The following is a 17956-nucleotide window of genomic DNA, read 5'->3' on the forward strand; positions in this document are numbered from 1 at the left end:
CGAGCTTTTTTTACGTCTTCTTCTATTGAAGCATTCAGCTGCTATAATAGACCTCTCATCGAAAAGTTTTAAATGATCCATTTCATTCTCTAAAAATATATGTTCACCCAATGGGCGCTATCTGCATATGATGGAGTGAAAAGAGTCGAAGGAGGAATTGCGCTGAAACGTTTACGACAAATCGTGACGAAAGCAGTAGTTGCCAAAGGGAAGAAGAGAACGGAAGAACGTGTAACATTATCACCAACAAATAAACCGACAAGTATTTTAGGATGCTGGGTAATCAATCACACTTGCTCTGCAAAAAGAGTCGGGAAATTTGTAGAAGTAACAGGGAAATTTGATGTCAATGTTTGGTATGCCTATAGTAATCATTCGAAAACAGCTGTGTTTTCTGAAACGATTCACTATAAAGACAAAGTGAAGCTTCACTATCGAGACGGTGAAATTAGCGTTGGTGATGATGTTCGTGTACGTGTGATACAAGAACCAAATTGTATTGAAGCGATTATCTCTCCATGTGGTACAAAGTTTGAAATTGTAGTGGAACGTGAAGTAGTTGTTGAGGTAATGGGTGAAACAACAATTTGTATTAGTGTCCATCCACTAGACTATGAAGAAGATTGGAGCCTTAATGATGAAAGTTCATCTTCATCCTCATCAAGCTCTAGTTCTAGCTCCTCTTCAAGTCCTGAAGGAGAAGGCAGGTATGTGTTAGAGTCTTCATCGTTTCCTGATGAACGACCAAGATAAGTCTAAAAAACATCATTTTTTGATACATGCGAAATGCTAGCATCTTAAAAAAGGTGAATGAAGCGTTTCGCATGTATCTTTTGTTATAATAAATATATCTATAAGGCAAGAGCGAGGTAAATAGTGATATGACAACATATACACCAATGATGCAACAGTATCTACAGGTAAAGGAAGATTACAAAGATGCCTTTTTATTTTTTAGATTAGGTGACTTTTATGAAATGTTTTTTGAGGACGCAATCAATGCCTCACAAATTTTAGAAATTACATTAACAAGCCGAGATGCAGGCGCAAAAGAGCGAATACCAATGTGCGGTGTGCCGCATCATTCGGCTAAAAATTATATTGAAACACTTGTGCAAAAAGGCTATAAAGTGGCTATTTGTGAACAAACAGAAGATCCAAAGCAAGCAAAAGGTGTGGTCAAACGTGAAGTGGTTCAGCTTATCACACCAGGAACAATTATGGAAGGAAAGGCTCTTGATGGTAAATCGAATCATTTTATTGGAGCGGCAGAGCAATTAGATGACACAACATTTGGCTATGCTTATTTAGATTTATCCACAGGTGAGGCAGTAGCATCTTCTATTGAAGGCGATGGCAAAGCCTTATTAATGCAAATGCAGGCTTACGGAATTCGAGAGCTGATTGTAACGGATAGTTTGCAGCTATTATTAGCAGAGCATGCCGTCAATGCTGGGATCGTACTTTCAATTGAAGTGAATGAAATGCCTATGGACAAAGCAGCAAGTTATCTAGAAGCTGTACCAAAACCGTTACAAATTGCGTGTCTTCGATTGTTAGCTTATATTGACCAAACGCAAATGAGATCTTTATCACATATTCAGGCATTCACGTTTAATGAAATTAAAAATTATTTACGCATTGATTCTAGCTCAAAGCGCAATTTAGAGCTGATTCAATCGATTCGTGGTGGCGATCAAAAAGGTACACTCTTATGGCTATTAGATGACACCGTGACAGCGATGGGTGGACGGAAATTAAAGCAATGGCTACACCAACCGCTTGCCACACGTTCAGCAATAGAGGCTAGACTAGCGATTGTTACGGATTTGTTGGAAGAATATTTTGTACGAACAGAGCTTCAAGCATCCTTAAAACAAGTATATGATTTAGAGCGTTTGGCTGGTCGTGTTGCTTTTGGCAATGTGGGTGGACGAGATTTAGCCCAATTGCGTGATTCTTTACGCCAAGTGCCGACTATTCAACAGCAGTTGATGGGGTCAAATAAAGAAACATTACAGCAATTAGGTGCGGAACTTGATACATGCTCAGATGTCGAGGCATTATTAGCAAAAGCGATTACAGATAATCCCCCTATTACCATTAAAGAAGGGGATGTTATCCGTGACGGCTATAATGAACGCTTAGACGAACTTCGCTATGCCGCTCGTAATGGTAAGGATTGGATTGCCCAACTGGAACAAGAAGAGCGTGTGAAAACGGGTATTAAAAATTTAAAAATAGGCTATAATCGCATTTTTGGTTACTATATTGAAATAACAAAATCAAATATTCATTTAGCGGATTTAACACGCTATGAGCGCAAACAAACACTGGCGAATGCGGAGCGCTATATTACACAGGAACTAAAAGAAAAAGAAGCATTGATTTTAAATGCAGAAGAAGAAAGCTTAACATTGGAGTACAACCTATTTGTAGAAATCCGTGATGTATTAAAAGCTTATATTCCGCGTGTCCAAGCACTGGCAGCAAATATTAGTGAATTGGATGTTTTACTAAGCTTTGCAAGTGTCTCAGAAAAATATCGCTTTACGAAACCGCAATTTCATGGTGGACGTGCCCTAGAAATTATAGAAGGACGCCATCCTGTCGTTGAAAAAATGCTGAATAAGCAAATGTATGTACCAAACGATTGTGTGCTAGAAGAGCAGAACAATATGATGCTTATTACAGGGCCGAATATGTCAGGTAAAAGTACTTATATGCGCCAAGTTGCATTAATTGTTGTTATGGCACAAATGGGCTGCTATGTACCCGCTGAAAAAGCGAAGCTGCCTATTACTGATCAAATTTTTACTCGGATTGGGGCGGCCGATGATTTAGCGGCAGGGCAATCTACATTTATGGTGGAGATGCTTGAATCGCAACATGCAATTACGCATGCAACAAAAAATAGCTTGATGCTATTTGATGAAATTGGACGTGGAACATCGACCTATGATGGAATGAGTTTGGCACAATCGATGATGGAATATATTCATGACAAAATTGGGGCCAATACGTTATTTTCTACGCACTATCATGAATTGACAGCACTTGAAAAGGATTTGCCACGCTTACAAAATGTGCATGTTTCAGCCACTGAAAAAAATGGTACGGTCGTTTTCCTGCATAAGGTGAAAAAAGGAGCGGCTGATAAATCCTATGGTATACATGTGGCACAGCTTGCTCAATTACCTGAGGAAATTTTAGCTAGAGCACGTGTATTACTTGAGAACTTTGAGGCAGGGAAAGAAGTAGTTGCCGAAACACAGGTGATAGCTGAACAACCAATACAGATGTCTTTATTTGCAGAGGACGAACCGATTTCCCCAGCCGAGACACAGGTGCTAAAGAAATTAGAAAAGGTAAATATTCTAGGTACTTCACCAATGCAGGCAATGAATATTTTATATGAGCTACAGCAAGAACTAGTGAACGTTAAAAAATAAAGGAGTGATACGTTAGTGGGAAACATACAAATTATGGACGAATGGCTATCCAATAAAATCGCGGCAGGAGAGGTAGTAGAAAGGCCAGCTTCTGTTGTAAAAGAGCTAGTGGAAAATGCTATTGATGCTGGGAGTACGTCCATTGATGTTTTTTTACTAGAAGCAGGTCTCACTTCCATTCAAGTAATAGATAATGGTAGCGGTATGGATGAAGAGGATGCACTAATGTCATTCTCTCGTCATGCTACTAGTAAAATTCATCAGGAACATGATTTATTTCGTATTCGAACACTTGGCTTCCGTGGTGAGGCTTTAGCATCCATTGCCTCTGTTTCTAAAATGACATTGATTACATCAAATGGTGAATCCGGAACACATTTAGAACTTGAAGGTGGACATATCCTCACTCATAAACCTGGTCCATTGCGTAAAGGAACTGATTTAACAGTCTCCCAGCTATTCTTTAATACACCCGCCCGTTTAAAATATATGAAAACCATTCAAACCGAGCTTGGGCATACAATAGACCTGATGAATCGCCTCGCACTTGGTAACCCACAAATAGCATTCAGATTATTGCATAATGGTCAACAATTACTGCAAACAAATGGCCGAGGAGATGTACAACAAGTGCTTGCAGCTATTTATGGAATACATAATGCCAAGAAAATGGTGTCATTCCAAGGCGAGTCACATGATTATCGAATTTCTGGCTTTGTATCCTTACCAGAGGTAACACGTGCTTCTAAAAATTATATGACTCTATTTGTCAATGGTCGTTGGGTCAAGCATTATTTAGTACAAAAGGCTATTGTAGATGCTTACCATACGTATTTACCTATCGAGCGCTTCCCAATAGTTGTTCTATATATAGAGGGTGATCCTTACTTAACAGACGTGAATGTGCATCCTGCAAAACATCAAATTCGTTTAAGTAAAGAGGCTGATCTTTTGAAGTTAATAGAGGAAACCATTCGTGAAACAATACGCAACATTATTCGAGTCCCACAAATGGAAAAGAAAGAAAAAATAGTTAAACCAGCTACTGAGCAATTAAACATTTGGAAGCCTGCTCCGAAGATTGATGTGGAGAAAATGAATGCCATCGTAGAAAAATTATATGATGTCCAAACCATTCAAGAAAACAATCTTGAACAGATAGATGAGCCTAAGCCAATTTCTACGGTTCGAGAGGAAAGTTGGCAGCTTACACCACAAATAGAGGCTGAAACAATTGATGAAGTAACAATAGCTGAACAGTCGGAAATATTGGAAGAAATGCCTACGAAGGAACCCTTTCCTGAACTCGAAGTAGTGGGGCAAATCCATGGCACATACATTGTCGCACAAATGGAGGATGGTTTTTATTTAATTGATCAGCATGCTGCTCAGGAACGCATTAAATACGAATTCTTCCGTGAAAAAGTCGGTCAAGTTAATCCTCATGAACGTCAGGCATTATTGTTACCACTAACATTCCATTATGCAGCCGATGAAGCACTGATCTTACGAGAACACAGGCATGAATTAGAAGCTGTAGGCGTATTTTTAGAGGAATTTGGACAGTCATCTTTTGTTGTACGTGAGCATCCGAGTTGGTTCCCACAAGGGGAGGAACAGGAAATCATTGAGGATTTAATTGAACAGGTGCTGACAACTAAAAAGGCTGATATCAAAAAACTACGTGAGGCAGCCGCGATTATGATGAGCTGTAAAAAGTCAATCAAAGCCAATTATTATTTAACAAAAGAGCAAATGGAAACATTGCTGCGAGATTTACGCAATGCAGATAATCCATTTACATGCCCACACGGACGTCCGGTGCTTATTCACTTTACATCATATGAAGTGGAAAAAATGTTCAAACGGGTTATGTAAGGGAGAGGGGGAAAATAGATGGGTGAATTTATTTTAGCGATTGATCAAGGAACGACAAGTTCAAGAGCCATTTTATTTGATAAAAAAGGTCAAATTGTTCATGTAGCACAAAAAGAATTTCAACAAATCTTTCCAAATGCTGGCTGGGTAGAGCATAATGCCAATGAAATATGGGGTTCTATCTTGTCCGTTATTGCGGCGGTATTAACCGAAAGTGGCCATGAAGCAAGTGAGGTTCATGCGATCGGCATTACCAATCAGCGCGAAACAACAGTGGTGTGGGATAAACACACAGGTCAGCCAATTTACAATGCGATTGTCTGGCAATCACGCCAAACACAGGACATTGTGAATACCTTAAAAGAACAAGGACATGAAGAACATTTTCAGCAAAAGACAGGGCTTCGCTTAGATGCTTATTTTTCAGCGACAAAAATTAAATGGATTTTAGATAATGTTGAAGGCGCTCGTGAAAAGGCAGACAATGGGGATTTATTATTTGGAACGATTGATACATGGCTTGTTTGGCGATTATCAAAGGGAAAGGCTCATGTGACCGATTACTCAAATGCAGCTCGAACAATGCTCTACAATATTCATGAATTGAAGTGGGATGAGGAACTTTGCGAGCTTTTAGCTATCCCAATGTCCATGCTTCCAGAAGTGAGAAATTCATCAGAAATATACACAGAAACGGCTCCAAGTATATTTTTTGGAGAAAAAATTCCGATAGCTGGGATTGCGGGTGATCAGCAAGCCGCACTTTTTGGACAAACTTGTTTTAGCAAAGGAATGGCTAAAAACACGTATGGCACTGGCTGCTTTATGTTATTAAATACAGGAGAGCAAGCAGTGACATCAGAAAATGGTTTATTGACAACCATTGCGTGGGGAATAGATGGGACAGTGACCTATGCATTGGAAGGTAGTGTATTTGTAGCAGGATCAGCTATTCAATGGCTACGCGATGGACTAAGGATGATTCGTACAGCAGAGGATTCTGAATCCTATGCTAGAAAAGTAGATCATACTGATGGGGTTTATGTTGTCCCTGCCTTTGTTGGTCTAGGTACACCTTACTGGGATACAGATGCACGTGGCGCCATTTTTGGGTTAACCCGTGGAACATCAAAAGAACATTTTATTCGAGCAACACTAGAATCATTAGCCTATCAAACGAAAGATGTACTAGATGCAATGGAAGAAGCAGCAGGTACTCCGATTGAAGTACTCCGTGTAGATGGTGGAGCTGTCAAAAATCAATTTTTAATGCAGTTCCAAAGTGATGTTTTACAGCTACAAGTAGAGCTAGCAAAACTGAATGAGTCAACAGCACTCGGTGCAGCCTATTTAGCGGGGCTGGCGACAAGCTTCTGGCCAAACCAAGAGGCTTTATCGGCATTATGGGTGAGTGGGGAAACCTATCACCCTCACATGGATGAAGAACAAGCCACAGCTCTGTATACAGGATGGCAGAAGGCTGTAGAGGCAACACGAATTTTTAAATCATAGCTATTGGGGGAGAAAGGTATGTTTTCATTTGAGCAGCGACCAAAAATTTTATATTATCTAGAGCACTATAGCTTTGACGTATTAGTCATTGGTGGTGGTATTACAGGTGCAGGAATTGCATTAGATGCCGCATCAAGAGGCCTTTCTGTCGCATTAATTGATATGCAGGATTTTTCAGCTGGTACGTCGAGCCGTTCAACCAAATTGATTCACGGTGGTCTACGTTATTTAAAGCAATTTGATGTAGGAGTTGTAGCCGAGGTAGGGCGAGAGCGTGAAATTGTTTATGATAATGCTGTACATGTCACAACGCCTGAAAAAATGCTATTACCTTTATATAAAAAGGGTTCACTCGGTCCCTTCACAACATCTATGGCATTAAAGGTCTATGACCGCTTGGCGGGCGTCAAAAAACATGAACGTAGAACGATGTTAAATGCTCAGGAAACCCTGGCATTAGAGCCTTTACTCAATCCAGATGGCTTAGTCGGCGGTGGCTATTATGTAGAATACCGTACAGATGATGCCCGTCTAACAATTGAAGTATTAAAAAAGGCAGTAGAATATGGAGCGCTTTGCCTCAACTATGCTGAAATGACGGAATTTATTTATGAAAAGAAAAAGCTTGTTGGCATTAAAGTGAGGGATCATGTGACGGGGAAAATGCTCAATGTTCATGCCGCCCAAATTGTGAATGCAACAGGTCCCTGGGTTGATGACGTACGACAAAAAGATAAGGTAGCAGATAACAAGCAATTACGTCTAACAAAGGGCGTTCATATTGTCTTCAAACAAAAGGATTTCCCGCTAAAGCAAGCTGTTTATTTTGATATTGCTGATGGTCGTATGGCCTTTGCCATTCCACGAGATGGTAAAACCTATGTAGGGACTACGGATACTGTCTATGAAGGTAATCCTATACATCCAGTGGCATCACAGCAAGATGTGGATTATCTAATGGAAGCTGCAAAAAAGATCTTTCCAACTGCTACTATCACAAGAGACACAATTGAATCCTCTTGGGCAGGGGTCCGACCTCTGATTTATGAAAAAGGCAAGGATCCATCAGAAATTTCAAGGAAAGATGAAATTTGGACAGCGCCAAGTGGTTTAATGACGATTGCGGGTGGTAAGCTTACGGGCTATCGCCAAATGGCTGAAACGATTGTGGATAAAATTGTGAAGGCCCGTCGCTACAAGCATGCAAGTGGCTGTTTAACACGTGAGCTAGCACTTTCTGGTGCAAAGGGAATTAACGCTATTAATTTCCCTGACTATATTGCCTATAAAGCACGGGAAGGCGTACAGTATGGCTTAAATTATGATGAAGCCAAGCATCTCGTACAAAAGTATGGCACGAATGTAGATGCCTTATTTGATCGCGTGAAATTTTTACATGAACATGGCAGTACAATGCCTCTTGCCTTACATGCGATGCTACTGTATGGCATTGAAGCCGAAATGGTCTATACACCAAGCGACTTCTTTATCCGTCGGACTGGTTTATTATACTTCGATATTGAAGCAGTAAAGCTTTATAAACAGCAAGTGATGCAAGTGATGCAACAACGCTTAAATTATACGGAGGAACAAAAAAATAGCTATATTGCTGAATTAGAGCAAGCCATTAACGATGCAACAAATTTTGTGAAAGAAGGGGAGTAAGGGATGGAGCGTTATATTCAAATGTCGGATGAACAATTTGTCTTCACTCGAACATCGGAGCCTTCAACGCCATGTATTGGACATATTCACATTTTGCATGGCATGGCCGAGCACAGCGGTCGCTATTTAACATTTGCGAAAACTCTCAACGCAGCAGGCTATGTTGTGACGATGCACGATCACCGTGGGCATGGTGAAACGGCAGCATATAATGGGACATTGGGCTTTTTTGCTGAAGAAAACGGCTTTGAGCGTGTTGTAAAAGATGCTCATGAAGTGATTACACAACTTCACGTACCATACGCTAATGTACCATTAATTCTCTTTGGCCATAGTATGGGTTCCTTCATTACTAGACGCTATATTCAATTATATGGAGAGCAAGTAGATAATGTTATTCTCTGTGGCACTGGAAATGTGACAGCCTTGCATGCTGTAGGAAATCTAGTAGCCAAGGCTTTAGCTAAGGGACTAGGAAAAGAAACTGAAAGTAAGCTGTTAAATCAATTGAGCTTTGGTAGCTTTAATAAGCAATTTCCCAATCCGAAGACTGCCTATGATTGGTTATGTTCAGTACAACAAGAGGTGGAAAAGTATATCGATGATCCCTATTGTGGCTTTATTCCAACGAATCAATTTTTCGTGGATTTGACAACTGGCTTTGCCACACTAAATCGTAAAAGAGAATTAGCAAAAGTAAGAAAAGACCTCCCTATTCTCTTAATTAGTGGCAGCAAAGATCCAGTTGGTGAACAGGGGCTAGGCGTTTACAAAGTTGCTGAACAGTTAGCAGCAGTGGGTGTAGAGGATGTAACGGTTTATTTATTCGAGGAAAAACGACATGAAATTTTAAATGAAGACAATCAAGAAGCGGTCTTTCAAGTTTTATTACGGTGGTTAGAAAAATATGATAGAAACTAAATTGCAGCAGGCAGAGGTCGTAGCAATAGTGGGGCCGACTGCCTCTGGTAAAACGGCATTAAGCATTGAACTGGCAAAAAAATATAACGGTGAAGTCATTAATGGTGATTCCATGCAAGTTTATAAAGGGCTCGATATTGGGACAGCTAAAATTACCGAAGAAGAGATGGAGGGCGTTCCTCATCATTTACTAAGCTTTTTAGAGCCTACAGAATCTTTTTCGGTAGCAGATTATCAAAAATTAGTACGTGCGAAGATCGCGGAAATTCAATCTCGTCAAAAATTACCTATAATAGTAGGGGGCTCTGGCTTATATGTACAAGCTGTCCTCTATGATTTCCAATTTACTGATGAAAAAGTAGATGTAGAAGCACGAAAAGCCTACTATGAGGAATTAGAAAAGCTTGGCCCTGAAGCAATGCATGACAAATTAAAAAAACTAGACCCTCAAACAGCGGAGACAATCCATCCTAACAATACACGTCGTGTTATTCGTGCATTAGAGATGCTGGAATTAAGCGGTGTATCAAAAGCAGCTGAAGCGCAAAATCGAGGAGAAGTCCCCCTTTACAACCATGTTATTTTAGGGTTAGGTCAAAACATGTCTCGAGACGTGCTATATGACCGTATTAATCGTCGTGTTGATTTAATGATGGAAAATGGTCTTCTGCAAGAAGTGAAGGGATTATGGCAGCGAAATATCCGCGGTGTGCAGTCTATACAAGCCATCGGGTATAAAGAATTATATGATTATTTAGATGGTAAATGTACCCTAGAAGAAGCCATTGATAGCCTAAAACAAAATTCCCGTCGCTATGCAAAAAGACAGCTTACTTATTTCCGTAATAAAATGGATGTCCATTTTATTACGCCTGATGATCGATTATAAGAATAAAGAAAAATTTCTAAAAATTACTAATTGATAAATTGGTAGAACATGCTACTATAGGAATGAAGAGGTAGAAAGTTAGTAGGGAGGCTATTTGATGAAATCAATCAATTTGCAAGATACGTTCTTGAACCAACTACGTAAAAACAGTGTTTTTGTAACTGTATTTCTGTTAAACGGATTTCAGTTAAAAGGGACTGTGAAATCATATGATAATTTTACAGTATTACTACTTGATGCTGAAAATAAGCAGCACCTAATTTACAAGCACGCCATTTCTACATTCGTACCAGCAAAACAAATTGAGTTTTTAGAGACAGAAGTATAATAAGTTTGTTAAACAGTTAGTGTACTCACACTGGCTGTTTTTTTTGCTACAAGCTATAATGATAGTGGAATTTTATATTTTGGAGGACAAAGTTTATGAAAACAATGGAAACAACACAATTATTAGATCTGTTAGATGCAAATGAGGACCTATATATTATCGATGTTCGTGAAGAGGATGAAGTAGCACATGGCATGATCCCAGGTGCTCAACATATTGCACTCGGAACTATCCCTGAACGTTTAGAGGATTTAGATGTAGAAAAGCCATATATTATTGTATGTAAGGCTGGAGCTCGTTCTGCCAATGCATGTGCTTACTTAGAGGCACAAGGATTTGATGTAACAAACCTTGAAGGCGGCATGCTGGCTTATGATGGAGAATTAGAATTTAAATAAACCATGGAAAAAGAAAGAGTGTATACTCTTTCTTTTTTCATGGTTTATTTTTCAGGGCGTCCATGATAAAATTAAAATTTTCTTCAAAGTTTTTGTAGATATTAACGTTTTTTTGTCCCTGCACTTTTGAAGCATAACTAGCAAAGTTTAGACCAGCTCCATAAATTTGTAGTGCTCCATTCGCCAAATCCCCCTTTTGGAGAAGCTCAATGCCATCTTTCAAGAAATTTTGGCTCTCCTCCAAATGACATTCCGTCAAGTATTTATCACCACTATGAAATAACTTTAAATTTTCCAGTATTTTATTTGCTGTCTCTTCACTGATCGAAGCGTCGACATTGATTAACAACTGATTAATCGGTTTTACGAGTTGGGCATAGAGGCTATCGTGTGTTTCACAGGTTTCAGCAATAGCATTTCTTAATTCTTCTGCATTCATTATATCTTCCCCTAACTTTTTAACGTTTTATTACTTTTGATACTTACCCAATCTTCAATCAATTCAATACTGAAGTTTCAGAAATAATTTATGTTTACATTGAACAGATTATAAGGGCTTTTCAATTTTATGTTTAACATTTCTTAGAGAACTGGAAAAATACAAGTTTTGGAAGGTGGAAATGGAGTTAATTTGTGATTTATTTGTTAGGACAATTGATGTAGCCGATAGTTTTTGTAACAAGCCGAGTTTTAGGCATAGAGAATTCTAAAAAGCACTAATTAAGGAAGACTTGGAATCCAAGTGAAGGATTCCTTTATTGTTATAAGCTCTTGATAAGCTCCTAAATTGTTTGAATAGCTGGTTGTACTAAGTTAACACTCAAAAAAATTTTTCCTCTTGACAATAAAAAAGTTGTAAAGTAGATTTATCATAATTACATAAAAGCAATAGGTGCCCATTAGGGAGAATAGGGAATAAAGTGAAAAGCTTTAGCGGACCCGCCACTGTATAAGGGAATTTCATAGTGTATGCCACTAGCAAATTGCTGGGAAGGTACTATGAGGTGTTGAACTTGAGCCAGGAGACCTGCCTACATGCTTTAGAAGATATAGATGATGGAAAAGTCTGTAGTTTATTTGTCATGACAATAAACTACAGACTTTTTATTTTGTCTTAATGAGAACGAGAGGAGAAATAATCATGCAATTATTACAAGACACGATTCAAAACATTCCAGGGGTTGATATGAAAAGTATGGAACAAGCCAGAAAGCGGATTGATGCGCTTTGTAAGCCCCCGGGTAGCTTGGGTAAACTAGAATCAATTGCCGTACAGCTCTCTGGTATAACCGGACAATTATATCCGACAGTCGACAAAAAAGTGATGATTGTCTGTGCTGCAGATCATGGTGTTTGCGAGGAAGGTGTAACCACGAATCCACAAGATGTTACGCTCTTTCAAACATTAAATTTTCCTAAGGGTGGTACAGGCGTTTGTGCGATTGCGGGCATTACCAATGCAAAGGTGGTCACAGTAGATGTTGGGGTAAAAGAAGATATTCCACTTGATGCAGGAGTCCTTATTCATAAAATTAAATATGGTACCGATAACATGGCACAAGGTCCAGCTATGTCCAAACAAGAAGCCATTCAATCGATAGAAGTAGGAATCCGTGTGGCCACTGAGGAAATCATAAAAGGTGCTGATGTACTTGGGACTGGAGAAATGGGCATCGGCAATACAACACCAAGTGCTGCAATATTAGCAGTTTTGACGGGATACGACCCTATCGAAGTAACGGGGTTTGGTGCAGGAGTAGGCCAAGGAGGCATTGCCTATAAAGCAGCAGTTATTGAAAAAGCAATTACCTTAAATAAGCCTAATCCAAATGATGTTATTGATGTTCTGGCTAAGGTTGGAGGATTAGAGATAGGGGCGATGACAGGTATTATTCTTGGCGCTGCTGCCCATCGTAAACCCGTTGTCATTGATGGATTTATTTCGACTATAGCTGCCCTCATTGCTTATAAGCTCGAACCAAAAGTAATTGATTATATTATTCCTTCCCATGCTTCAGAGGAGCCAGGGGCAAAAATTGCCGCTGCGTTACTAGGCATTGAACCGATGTTGCATATGAATATGCGTTTAGGCGAAGGTTCTGGAGCAGCCTTAGCCTTTCCTATTTTAGATGCAGCTTGCTCGATGATGAAAAACATGGTGACTTTAGAAGAATCCATGCAGTTGTTAAAAAGGTAAGTTAAATGTCTTTTTTTAATCATATAAGGAATGAAACATTAGCTAAAACAATAAAACAGCCAATGACTTAATTTTTGGTCATTGGCTGAATGGTGTTTATGCTCGATTTAATTTACGTAATGGCAAGCGCCACTTCATCATATAGGAAAGAATACGTAAAGCTGTAATCACTGCGAATAAAATATAAAGGAAAATGTCCCCTGTAAAAACCTCGAAGCCGATTAACAGTCCAGCAAGAGCTGCCCAAACGCCATAAACTTCATCACGGAGAACTAATGGTTTTCTTCTAGCTAATAAATCTCGTACAATACCACCACCTGAACCTGTCAAAACAGCAGCTACAATGACTGCGCTCACTGGCATATCAAGCTTGACAGCATAGAGTGCGCCTTGAATAGCAAATGCTGATAAGCCAATCGCATCTGTGAAGTTACCCCAACGATGCCAATGTTGAATCAGATGATGTGGAAAAATAAAGAATATCGTAATCGCAGCAAGCGCTATTTGAAACATCATATCCTGTCCCCAAAGTGTTGTGACAGGTAGTCCAATGAGTAAATTTCGAATAGCTCCTCCACCAAAAGCAGTCACAATACCAAGTATATATACACCGAATAAATCGTATTCTTCTTCCATGGCAATAATTGCCCCAGAAATAGCAAAGGCAATTGTTCCTATGATACTAAAAACCTCCCAAGCCATCCCGTTCACCCCTTCTATCAATAAATAAACTTTTTAAAAGTTAAAAGACGTTTTACGTAACAGAATCTATGAATTTAATAGCCAAAATCGGTCATTAAATACGCTTCTTGAATTGAGTCCGCACATTAGCTTAGCGTAAAATCCTCTTAGAAACAATAGGCAAGTTTTACAGGTGCACATACAAATTGATAAAATGTGATTAAAATAAAGAAAAACATTCGTCAAATGCGTTCATATACCAGTAGTTGGTTAGGGAATTCTAGAGTGATTGAAGTCAATTTAGATAGTCAATAAATCTTACTGATTGAAATGCGAGACATTGTGAAATGGAGAAGAAAGAATGACGTTTACATCAAATTTATCAACAGAAACGCTATCGTTAGTGGCAAAAGTAGAGGAGCAAGTTCGGTCTTATCATGCCAATGTAGAAGAAATGGCGTTCTACAATCAGCAGAAGGTGCTAGCAGCTTTCAGAAAGCATCAAGTAAGTGATTATCATTTACACCCATCAAACGGCTATGGCTATGATGATGAGGGGCGCGATAATCTAGAGCGTGTTTATGCGGAGGTATTTGGTGCAGAGGCAGCCATAGTCCGACCACAAATTATTTCAGGCACACATGCAATCACGCTTAGTCTATTCGGTGTTTTGCGTCCTGGTGATGAGCTGCTTTATATTTCTGGTCAGCCATATGATACATTGCAATCCATTGTCGATGGTGGTGATAAAGATACAGGTTCACTGAAAGATTATAAAATCGGTTATCGACATGTGGATTTACTAGATAATCAGGTTATTGATTGGGCAGGTGTAGAAGAGGCCATTACAGCACAAACCAAAATGATTGCGATTCAGCGTTCAAAAGGCTATGCCACACGTCCATCCTTTACAATTGAAGAAATTGCAGAAATGTGTGTAAAGGTACGTAAATTAGCTCCGAAAGCTATTATTTTTGTAGATAACTGCTATGGCGAGTTTGTAGAGGCCCAGGAACCTACAGAGGTTGGGGCTGACTTAATGGCAGGCTCGCTCATTAAAAATCCAGGTGGAGGCTTGGCTAAAATTGGTGGCTATATTGCTGGCCGAGCAGATTTAGTGGAGAAATGTGCCTATCGTATGACATCTCCAGGTATTGGAGCAGAAGCGGGGGCCACATTAAATACACTAGGTGATTTTTATCAAGGGTTTTTCCTAGCACCACATGTTGTATCGCAAGCACTAAAAGGGGCAATATTTACAGCTGCAATGCTTGAGGAAATCGGCATGAGCACTTCTCCGAGCTATCACGCGAAGCGTACAGATTTAATTCAATCAGTATCGTTCCAAACGGCTCAGCAAATGATTGATTTTTGTCGTGAAATACAAGCGAACTCACCGATAAATGCCCATTATGCTCCTGAACCAGCCTATATGCCAGGCTATGAAGATGATGTCATTATGGCAGCTGGAACATTTATTCAGGGGTCCAGCATTGAGCTAACAGCGGATGGCCCAATACGACCTCCATATACAGCATTTATCCAGGGGGGACTAACATATGAACACGTTAAATTTGCTATTTGCAGTGCGGTTCAAGCCATTCAAAAAGCATAACAAGACAATAGATAAAGCCTAAATATGAATAGTTTTTTACAATTTTTAATCGAATTGAAAAAAATAGTGCCAACCATGTTAGATAACCTTACATGGTTGGTTGACAGTAAAAAAATTTCATTATATGATAAGCGGGTATTGGAGGAGGACTTAAATGAGTCGTGAAATTAGACGAACTATGCCGTTATTATCGATGAGTATCGTGATGCAATTAACAGAGCTTTCGGCAAGACAAATTCGTTATTATGAAGAACACCATTTAATTGAGCCGCACCGAACAGAAGGCAATCGACGTATGTTTTCACTAAATGACGTCGACACATTGCTTGAGGTTAAAGATTACTTAGAACAGGGTATGAATATGGCGAAGATTAAAAAAATATTTGCTAAAAAGCAAAATCCTGTTGCAACAACTGATGAGCAAGATTTAAGTGATTCAGAATTACGCCAAATTATGCGCGAAGAAATGCGTCAAGCACAGCGCATGCAAAAATCGTCCATCCGAAGAGGGGATTTATCTCGATTCTATTAATAAATAGGGTAGGGTAAACATAAAAGCTAGACAAATTATAGGAGTGTGGAAAACTGTGGGTAAATACACAAAAGAGGACATTAAACGTCTCATCGAAGAAAAAAACGTAAGCTTTATTCGTTTACAATTTACGGATATTCTTGGCACTATCAAGAATGTTGAGATTCCTGTAAGTCAATTAGACAAAGCACTTGAAAATAAAATGATGTTTGATGGCTCATCTATTGAAGGTTTCGTTCGAATCGAAGAATCTGATATGTATTTATATCCTGATCTTGATACTTTCGTAGTATTCCCTTGGACTTCTGAAAAAGGGAAAGTAGCACGTTTTATCTGTGATGTATACACTGCGAAAGGCGAACCGTTTGCTGGTGACCCACGTAACAACCTAAAACGAATTCTTAAAAAAATGGAAGAAATGGGCTTCTCAAGCTTCAATTTAGGGCCTGAGCCAGAATTCTTCTTATTCAAATTAGATGCAAAAGGCGAACCAACATTAGAAGTAAATGACCATGGTGGTTATTTCGATTTAGCGCCAACAGATCTTGGTGAAAATTGCCGTCGTGATATTGTGCTAGAGCTAGAAGAAATGGGCTTTGAAATTGAAGCATCACACCATGAGGTAGCTCCAGGACAACACGAAATCGACTTTAAATATGCGGATGCTGTTACTGCATGTGATAACATTCAAACATTCAAATTAGTGGTTAAAACAATCGCTCGTAAACATGGCTTACACGCTACATTTATGCCAAAACCACTATTTGGTGAAGCGGGCTCTGGTATGCACTTTAACGTGTCGCTATTTAAAGGTAAAGAAAATGCGTTCTATGATGAATCTACAGAATTAGGTCTTTCTGAAACAGCTATGCAATTCATGGCGGGTGTTCTTGCACACGTACAAGGTTTCACAGCTGTAACAAACCCAACAGTTAACTCTTATAAACGTCTAGTACCAGGTTATGAAGCACCATGTTATGTAGCATGGTCTGCACAAAACCGTTCACCATTAATTCGTATTCCATCTGCGCGTGGCCTTTCAACTCGTGTTGAAGTACGTTCTGTAGACCCTTCTGCAAACCCATATTTAGCGATGGCGGTTATTTTAGAAGCAGGTCTTGAAGGTATTCGTCAAAGCCTAACTCCACCTGCTGCTATTAACCGCAACATCTATGTGATGTCGGAAGAAGAGCGTCAAGCAAATGGTATTGAAAACCTACCTGCAGCACTTGATGATGCACTAACATTACTTGCTAAAGATCAAGTAGCACAGGAAGCACTAGGTGAGCATATTTATGCAAACTTTAAAGAAGCAAAAGAAATCGAGTTCGATATGTACCGTACAACTGTTCATCAGTGGGAACGCGATCAATATTTAAAAATGTATTAATCATAAAGATACCGAGTCCCTGATAAAGGTGACTCGGTTTTTTTCTGAACATATATTAGGAACGGTGGGGTCATATGACAACCCCATCGTTATTTTAGTATTAGCGCATATGTTTATGATGGTGTGGCATAGGCATATGGCAAGGGTTAGGTGGCATACCACACATTGTATGTGTTTCACAGCATTCATTCACGACAGATTCCGTGCATGGGAAATAGTACTGATGATCAATCATATGTTTGTTGACTGTTGTAACATGTGCAGGTTGTACGTGTGGAACAACCGTATGAATATAATTTGTGCGTACATATTGCTCTGGTGGCAAAAATTGTGGTGGATCATATTGCATTGGCATCATTTGTGGCGGACAGCAGTGTGGACCTTTTGCCGGATGGCGTCTTCGTTGAAACATGTTATTACCTCCTGTTTTGATAAGTTGTAGTTCATTATTAAGATATGAGATATACGTCGATAGGGTCTATTTATTTGCCTATTAAT

General features: G+C 39.3%; 16 protein-coding genes and 1 riboswitch. Of the genes, 13 read left to right on the plus strand and 3 right to left on the minus strand.

Annotated features, from left to right (window positions below; all coding sequences use genetic code 11):
- Positions 1 to 99: 99 nt before the first annotated feature.
- From cotE to LCP48_RS06135, 9 genes are all read left to right on the plus strand, one after another.
- Positions 100 to 753: an outer spore coat protein CotE gene (gene cotE, locus LCP48_RS06095; RefSeq protein ID WP_009371179.1), complete on the plus strand. Its 654-nt coding sequence runs from the start codon at positions 100 to 102 to the stop codon at positions 751 to 753.
- A gap of 128 nt (positions 754 to 881) precedes the next feature.
- Positions 882 to 3452 carry a DNA mismatch repair protein MutS gene (gene mutS / locus LCP48_RS06100; RefSeq protein ID WP_225340789.1) on the plus strand — a complete coding sequence of 857 codons (2571 nt, stop codon included), beginning with the start codon at positions 882 to 884 and terminating at the stop codon, positions 3450 to 3452.
- 15 nt (positions 3453 to 3467) lie between these two features.
- Positions 3468 to 5330, plus strand: coding sequence for a DNA mismatch repair endonuclease MutL (gene mutL / locus LCP48_RS06105; protein ID WP_004225837.1), 1863 nt, complete (start codon positions 3468 to 3470; stop codon positions 5328 to 5330).
- Between the two features lie 18 nt (positions 5331 to 5348).
- Positions 5349 to 6842 carry a glycerol kinase GlpK gene (gene glpK, locus LCP48_RS06110; protein ID WP_004225835.1) on the plus strand — a complete coding sequence of 498 codons (1494 nt, stop codon included), beginning with the start codon at positions 5349 to 5351 and terminating at the stop codon, positions 6840 to 6842.
- Positions 6843 to 6860: 18 nt separating this feature from the next.
- Positions 6861 to 8507 (plus strand): glycerol-3-phosphate dehydrogenase/oxidase, encoded by a 1647-nt coding sequence (locus tag LCP48_RS06115; RefSeq protein ID WP_004225832.1) that lies wholly within the window; start codon positions 6861 to 6863, stop codon positions 8505 to 8507.
- 3 nt (positions 8508 to 8510) lie between these two features.
- Complete coding sequence (locus tag LCP48_RS06120) at positions 8511 to 9428, plus strand: alpha/beta fold hydrolase (protein WP_004225831.1); 918 nt, start codon at positions 8511 to 8513, stop codon at positions 9426 to 9428.
- On the plus strand, positions 9415 to 10317 hold the full coding sequence (gene miaA, locus LCP48_RS06125) for a tRNA (adenosine(37)-N6)-dimethylallyltransferase MiaA (RefSeq protein ID WP_004225827.1): 903 nt from the start codon (positions 9415 to 9417) through the stop codon (positions 10315 to 10317). Before LCP48_RS06120 ends, miaA begins: the two co-directional genes overlap by 14 nt.
- 97 nt (positions 10318 to 10414) lie before the next feature.
- Positions 10415 to 10645 carry an RNA chaperone Hfq gene (gene hfq, locus LCP48_RS06130; protein ID WP_004225825.1) on the plus strand — a complete coding sequence of 77 codons (231 nt, stop codon included), beginning with the start codon at positions 10415 to 10417 and terminating at the stop codon, positions 10643 to 10645.
- 95 nt (positions 10646 to 10740) lie between these two features.
- Positions 10741 to 11043, plus strand: a complete 303-nt coding sequence (locus LCP48_RS06135) for a rhodanese-like domain-containing protein (protein WP_004225823.1) — start codon at positions 10741 to 10743, stop codon at positions 11041 to 11043.
- A 37-nt stretch (positions 11044 to 11080) separates the two neighbouring features.
- Here LCP48_RS06135 and LCP48_RS06140 read toward each other — a convergent pair whose 3' ends face one another.
- Positions 11081 to 11482, minus strand: a complete 402-nt coding sequence (locus LCP48_RS06140; RefSeq protein WP_225340790.1) for a hypothetical protein — start codon at positions 11480 to 11482, stop codon at positions 11081 to 11083.
- A 434-nt stretch (positions 11483 to 11916) separates the two neighbouring features.
- A riboswitch (cobalamin riboswitch) is annotated at positions 11917 to 12092 on the plus strand.
- Positions 12093 to 12184: 92 nt separating this feature from the next.
- Between LCP48_RS06140 and cobT the strand changes: the two genes are divergently transcribed.
- Positions 12185 to 13240: a nicotinate-nucleotide--dimethylbenzimidazole phosphoribosyltransferase gene (gene cobT, locus LCP48_RS06145; RefSeq protein ID WP_004225819.1), complete on the plus strand. Its 1056-nt coding sequence runs from the start codon at positions 12185 to 12187 to the stop codon at positions 13238 to 13240.
- A 96-nt stretch (positions 13241 to 13336) separates the two neighbouring features.
- On the opposite strand, the gene LCP48_RS06150 is transcribed toward cobT, so the two are convergent.
- The gene (locus LCP48_RS06150; RefSeq protein ID WP_004225816.1) at positions 13337 to 13942 is read right to left on the minus strand and encodes a trimeric intracellular cation channel family protein; all 606 of its coding nucleotides are present in this window, start codon (positions 13940 to 13942) and stop codon (positions 13337 to 13339) included.
- 340 nt (positions 13943 to 14282) lie between these two features.
- Between LCP48_RS06150 and LCP48_RS06155 the strand changes: the two genes are divergently transcribed.
- From LCP48_RS06155 to glnA, 3 genes are all read left to right on the plus strand, one after another.
- Positions 14283 to 15536: a methionine gamma-lyase family protein gene (locus tag LCP48_RS06155; protein WP_225340791.1), complete on the plus strand. Its 1254-nt coding sequence runs from the start codon at positions 14283 to 14285 to the stop codon at positions 15534 to 15536.
- 154 nt (positions 15537 to 15690) lie between these two features.
- Positions 15691 to 16068 carry a MerR family transcriptional regulator gene (locus LCP48_RS06160; protein ID WP_225340792.1) on the plus strand — a complete coding sequence of 126 codons (378 nt, stop codon included), beginning with the start codon at positions 15691 to 15693 and terminating at the stop codon, positions 16066 to 16068.
- A gap of 55 nt (positions 16069 to 16123) precedes the next feature.
- Positions 16124 to 17458 carry a type I glutamate--ammonia ligase gene (gene glnA / locus LCP48_RS06165; RefSeq protein WP_004225810.1) on the plus strand — a complete coding sequence of 445 codons (1335 nt, stop codon included), beginning with the start codon at positions 16124 to 16126 and terminating at the stop codon, positions 17456 to 17458.
- Between the two features lie 100 nt (positions 17459 to 17558).
- On the opposite strand, the gene LCP48_RS06170 is transcribed toward glnA, so the two are convergent.
- Positions 17559 to 17870: a CotD family spore coat protein gene (locus LCP48_RS06170; RefSeq protein ID WP_004225802.1), complete on the minus strand. Its 312-nt coding sequence runs from the start codon at positions 17868 to 17870 to the stop codon at positions 17559 to 17561.
- Positions 17871 to 17956 lie beyond the last annotated feature (86 nt).

The organism is Lysinibacillus capsici, from assembly GCF_020217405.1.
Taxonomy (GTDB): Bacteria; Bacillota; Bacilli; order Bacillales_A; family Planococcaceae; genus Lysinibacillus; species Lysinibacillus capsici.

What these genes read in the sequence shown, in the direction of transcription:
- cotE (WP_009371179.1), top strand. Translation starts at nt 100, where the DNA reads ATGTTCACCCAATGGGCGCTATCTGCATATGATGGAGTGAAAAGAGTC.
- mutS (WP_225340789.1), top strand. Translation starts at nt 882, where the DNA reads ATGACAACATATACACCAATGATGCAACAGTATCTACAGGTAAAGGAA.
- glpK (WP_004225835.1), top strand. Translation starts at nt 5,349, where the DNA reads ATGGGTGAATTTATTTTAGCGATTGATCAAGGAACGACAAGTTCAAGA.
- LCP48_RS06115 (WP_004225832.1), top strand. Translation starts at nt 6,861, where the DNA reads ATGTTTTCATTTGAGCAGCGACCAAAAATTTTATATTATCTAGAGCAC.
- LCP48_RS06120 (WP_004225831.1), top strand. Translation starts at nt 8,511, where the DNA reads ATGGAGCGTTATATTCAAATGTCGGATGAACAATTTGTCTTCACTCGA.
- miaA (WP_004225827.1), top strand. Translation starts at nt 9,415, where the DNA reads ATGATAGAAACTAAATTGCAGCAGGCAGAGGTCGTAGCAATAGTGGGG.
- hfq (WP_004225825.1), top strand. Translation starts at nt 10,415, where the DNA reads ATGAAATCAATCAATTTGCAAGATACGTTCTTGAACCAACTACGTAAA.
- LCP48_RS06135 (WP_004225823.1), top strand. Translation starts at nt 10,741, where the DNA reads ATGAAAACAATGGAAACAACACAATTATTAGATCTGTTAGATGCAAAT.
- LCP48_RS06140 (WP_225340790.1), bottom strand. Translation starts at nt 11,482, where the DNA reads ATGAATGCAGAAGAATTAAGAAATGCTATTGCTGAAACCTGTGAAACA.
- cobT (WP_004225819.1), top strand. Translation starts at nt 12,185, where the DNA reads ATGCAATTATTACAAGACACGATTCAAAACATTCCAGGGGTTGATATG.
- LCP48_RS06150 (WP_004225816.1), bottom strand. Translation starts at nt 13,942, where the DNA reads ATGGCTTGGGAGGTTTTTAGTATCATAGGAACAATTGCCTTTGCTATT.
- LCP48_RS06155 (WP_225340791.1), top strand. Translation starts at nt 14,283, where the DNA reads ATGACGTTTACATCAAATTTATCAACAGAAACGCTATCGTTAGTGGCA.
- LCP48_RS06160 (WP_225340792.1), top strand. Translation starts at nt 15,691, where the DNA reads ATGAGTCGTGAAATTAGACGAACTATGCCGTTATTATCGATGAGTATC.
- LCP48_RS06170 (WP_004225802.1), bottom strand. Translation starts at nt 17,870, where the DNA reads ATGTTTCAACGAAGACGCCATCCGGCAAAAGGTCCACACTGCTGTCCG.